We start from the raw sequence: 3,308 nt of genomic DNA, 5'->3' as shown, positions 1-3,308 counted from the left end.
CGTGCAGATCTTCGACGACGACCGTGTCGTGGGACCGGGCGAGCCGGGTCGTGAGCTTGTGCAGCCCGTTGTGGCGCTGGTTCGCGACCCGGACATGGATCGTCGCGAGCTGGGCGGCGCGCTGCCGCCGCCCAGCGCTGCCCGGCTTCGACCGGGCGTGGGCCCGCGACGCCCGGCGCAGTCGCCGTTCGGCCCGCTGGTAGTGCTTCGGGTTGGGAACGGTCTGCCCGGTCGACAGAACGGCGAGGTGCTTCACGCCGAGGTCGACGCCCACCGGGGCCGCCCGCGCGTTGCCGTCGCGACGGCCGCTTGGGAACGTCGCGGTCGACCTCGACGGTGAACGACACGAACCAGCGGCCTGCGGTCCGGGACACGGTCACGCCGAGCAGCCGCGCCCGTCCGTCGGCCAGCCGGCCGGTCAGGGCGCCCATCGGCTCGTGGACCTTCACCCGCCCGATCCGGGGCAGCTTCACGTAGGTCTCGTCAGCCGGGCCGTAGGCGCCGGTGGTGTACCGGAACGAGTCACGGGCCCTCCCGCGCTTCTTGAACCTGGGAAAGCCGACCCGCCGGCCCTTCCGCTTCCCTTGCCGGGAGTCGGTGAAGTTCTTCAACCCGCGGGCAAGCTGGTCGAGCCCGGCGCGGAACGCCTCCTTCGAGCACTCGCTCCACCAGGGGGCAACGTCGTTCTTCACCTGGTTCCAGCGCAGCCGCAGCGCGGGCAGCGTCCACGGCACCGCGGTGAGCGCGTCGCCGGTCAGGCCGTAGCTCTGCTCGGCGTCGCGCTGCGCGAGCGCCGCCTTCACCCAAGCCCAGGCCCCAGTTGTAGACGAACCGGGCCGCCCCGGCGTGGCGGGCCAGGCCGGCCAGGTGGGCGTCGTTCGGGTCGAGGGCGAACCGGTACGCCTGCAACGTCGTCATTCGGCTGCCTCGGTGGCGGCGGCGACCGCACGCGTGGCACGGTTCACGGCGGCCCGGCGACCGTACAACCGGGCGCACAGCGACGTCAGGATCTCGGTGACGTCGCCCACCAGGTCGTCGTCGACCTCGCCCGGGTCGACGACCAGCAGCCGCCGGCCCTGCGCCGACAGCGCCGCCTCGACATACTCGGCGCCGAACCGGGCAAACCGGTCCCGGTGCTCGACGACGATCGTCGCCACGTCCGGGTCGCGCAGCAGCGCAAGGAACTTCCGGCGGTGGCCATTGAGTGCCGAGCCGACCTCGGTCACGACCTTGCCGACGGGCAGGTTCTGCCCGGTCGCCCAGGCTGTCACCCGGGCGACCTGCCGGTCCAGGTCGGGACGCTGGTCCGCCGACAACACCCGGGCGTACACGGCGGTCAGCCCATCGCCCGTCGGCTGGTCAGGTTCGCCGACGAGGATCAGCCCGCCGACCCTGCGCGCCGGAACTGGGAGCTTGCCGGCCGCGTACCAACGGCGCGCGGTCACATACGCCACACCCTGCGACTCGGCCCACTCCTTGAGGTTCACATGACCATCATAGCTCACTATAGAGCGCCAATGACTACTGGACGAGCGACAGTTGACACCCTCGCGTTTGACGGACAGGATCTTGACTGCGCCCTGTACCGGCCGGCGCTGGTGGACCTTCACGTGCCCGACACCCTGGAACCGCACAAACGTCCGGGCCGGGTTGTCAGGCTGGGAGTCCCAACGGCAGCCGTCGTTGTCGACAGGCCACGTCACGGTGTCGAAGTGCCCGGCGCCCTTGAAGCGCGGGTAGCCGGGCGTCTCGCCAGCCTTCACATGGCGGAAGAACGCGGCGAACGACAGGTTGAGGCGTCGCAGGGTGGCCTACTGGGAGGAGAACGACCATCGGGCCTGAGGTGGGTCGTACGCCCGGATGTCCTTCAGCTGGGCCGACTTGGTCCCCGTACTCGACCCTGGTCTTCGACGGGTGCGCGTAGGCGCCCCGACGCTCCCGCAACGCCGCGTTGTAGAGCGCGCGGTGGTCGTTCAGCATCACGGTCAACGACGCGACCTGATGCGCCGTCGGGCGCAGCAGGAACTTGTACGTCCGCCTCACCGCGCCGCCGCCTTGCGCCACGGGCGTTCGTTCTGCGTCTCGATGTACCGGGTCACCGTCCCGGCTGACACCGCGCCGACGGTCGCCACGAAGTACGACCGGGACCACAGGGTGGGCAGCCGGGATCTGAGATGCGGGAACTCGGCGCGCAGCACGTGGGACGTGAAGCCCTTCAACTGGTTCGCAACGTACGACGGGGAGTGCTTCGGGTGAGCCTTGACGAACAGGTGCACGTGGTCCGGCTCGACCTCCAGCGCGATGACCGGCCAGTCATGCTCGGCGCACTTCTCGCGCAGCAGCGCGTCAAGCCGCTCGCGCACCCCGCCGGTGAGCACGGGACGGCGATACTTGGGGCACCACACGACGTGGTAGCCGAGGTCGTAGACCCCGCCCGCGCCCGCCGTCACCTGCCGTCCCATGCCACCGACTATACCAGCGTGGCATGTCTAGTCACTTGCGGTCCGTACCGGATTCCCCTGTCGCCTGAAGGCGACAATCCCCTCCGGACAACTCGATGGGCGGACCCGGCGAGTCTTCGGTGGATGATCTGGGCCTACATCAGGGCTGGCGGCGCGGCGGAGACGTCCCGTCCCCGCGGGGGCCTACCCGCCGAGGTGTGGGCGCTCGACTGGCACCGGCTGTGGATTATCGCCTGGTATCTCGACCAGGCGGCCGTGTGGATGCCGGAGCCGGACCGGGATGCCTTCGTGGCCTCGGTGGTGCGCCCCTGGACCCTCTGCCGCCCTGGGATCCCCCGCGGCACGGGGAACAGCCCACCCTCGGCCTCCGGCTCCACCACGGCGCGTCTCCCCCCTCGGCATCCACCGGGCCTCGACGACCCGCCACGAATGCTGTGCCCTCGATTGCCGCATACTTGATCGCCGCATACTTGATTGCTGTGTACTTGATTGCTGTGTACTCGGTTCACAGACTACACCACCGTCATCGGCGACGAAAGCCACCATCCCACCCGGGTCCGACACGTCGGCCGGTGAATGCGCAGGACCTGAGCACGGTCCACGGTCCCCTGGACCGTGCCTTGCCCCCCACAACGTGGCCACCGCGCATGGACCACCGCGCATGGGACCACCGCGCATGGGACCACCGCGCATGGGACCACCGCGCGATCATGCGGACCCGACCTCGTGAACGCTCGCGCGGGTCAGTGCTCAGGGCATCCGGGCGACACCGCCGTACCAGCTGACCTGGGCATCGGTCGGGCCGTCCGGGGTCACCTCGGCCCGCCAGCGATGGACGATCTGCAC

3 protein-coding genes and 3 pseudogenes are annotated in these 3,308 nt (G+C 70.1%); 1 reads left to right on the top strand and 5 read right to left on the bottom strand.

What is annotated here, in order from left to right:
* The 4 genes and pseudogenes from tnpB to tnpA all read right to left on the bottom strand — a co-directional run.
* Window positions 1–918: pseudogene (gene tnpB, locus BMG523DRAFT_RS21935) on the bottom strand (IS607 family element RNA-guided endonuclease TnpB); the annotation flags it as partial.
* Window positions 915–1,487 (bottom strand): IS607 family transposase, encoded by a 573-nt coding sequence (locus BMG523DRAFT_RS21930; RefSeq protein ID WP_035942210.1) that lies wholly within the window; start codon window positions 1,485–1,487, stop codon window positions 915–917. The pseudogene tnpB and the gene BMG523DRAFT_RS21930, both read right to left, overlap by 4 nt.
* Before the next feature lie 57 nt (window positions 1,488–1,544).
* Window positions 1,545–2,043: pseudogene (locus BMG523DRAFT_RS23950) on the bottom strand (helix-turn-helix domain-containing protein); the annotation flags it as partial.
* A complete protein-coding gene (tnpA, locus tag BMG523DRAFT_RS21925) occupies window positions 2,040–2,462 on the bottom strand; it encodes an IS200/IS605 family transposase (RefSeq protein ID WP_035734823.1) in 423 nt (140 codons plus the stop codon). The gene tnpA and the pseudogene BMG523DRAFT_RS23950, both read right to left, overlap by 4 nt.
* A gap of 123 nt (window positions 2,463–2,585) precedes the next feature.
* Here tnpA and BMG523DRAFT_RS26070 point away from each other — a divergent pair, with 123 nt between their 5' ends.
* Window positions 2,586–2,921 carry a hypothetical protein gene (locus BMG523DRAFT_RS26070; protein ID WP_198537979.1) on the top strand — a complete coding sequence of 112 codons (336 nt, stop codon included), beginning with the start codon at window positions 2,586–2,588 and terminating at the stop codon, window positions 2,919–2,921.
* 291 nt (window positions 2,922–3,212) lie between these two features.
* Here the strand turns inward: BMG523DRAFT_RS26070 and BMG523DRAFT_RS25025 are convergent.
* A pseudogene (locus BMG523DRAFT_RS25025) lies at window positions 3,213–3,308 on the bottom strand (SAM-dependent methyltransferase); the annotation flags it as partial.

This window comes from Frankia sp. BMG5.23, from assembly GCF_000685765.2.
Taxonomy (GTDB): Bacteria; Actinomycetota; Actinomycetes; order Frankiales; family Frankiaceae; genus Frankia; species Frankia casuarinae.
Note: the sequence above shows the minus strand (reverse complement) of the source record. Positions and strands in the feature narration are given on the sequence as shown.